The organism is Actinospica acidithermotolerans (genome assembly GCF_018139625.1).
In the GTDB taxonomy this organism is placed as follows: Bacteria; Actinomycetota; Actinomycetes; order Streptomycetales; family Catenulisporaceae; genus Actinospica; species Actinospica acidithermotolerans.
In genome coordinates this window covers 1-415 of the sequence record NZ_JAGSOH010000378.1, presented here as the reverse complement: position 1 = coordinate 415, position 415 = coordinate 1, and the positions used below count along the sequence as shown (strand labels likewise).

The 415-nt window shown below is 71.3% G+C and carries 1 protein-coding gene; it reads left to right on the top strand.

Translation table 11 applies throughout. The features are described from left to right. A partial coding sequence (locus KDK95_RS39025) for an efflux RND transporter permease subunit (RefSeq protein ID WP_212522665.1) occupies window positions 1–415 on the top strand: 415 nt, incomplete at both ends.

Sequence of the window (415 nt, the reverse complement as noted above, 5' to 3'; positions counted from 1 at the left end):
CCCAACGCCACGCCGGTGGGCGAGATCATGCGCTATCGCCTCAAGGGCGACGGCCTCACCACCACCGACATCCGCACCATCGAGGACTGGACGGTGGAACGCGCGCTGCGGCAGGTACCCGGCGTGGCCGACGTGGTCGCCATGGGCGGCGCCATCAAGCAGTACGAAGTGCAGCCCGACATGGACAAGCTGCGCGCGTACAAGGTGAGCTTCCAGAACCTGCTGGACGTGCTGGGCCGCGGCAACGCCAACGCGGGCGGCAGCTACGTCGCGCAGGGCGCGCAGCAGTACACCATCCGCGGCCTGGGCCTGCTGCGCTCGGCCGAGGACATCGGCCGCATCGTGGTCGCGTCCCGGGGCGGCACGCCCGTGCTGATCCGCGACATCGCCCAGGTGCGCATCGGCGCCGTGCCGC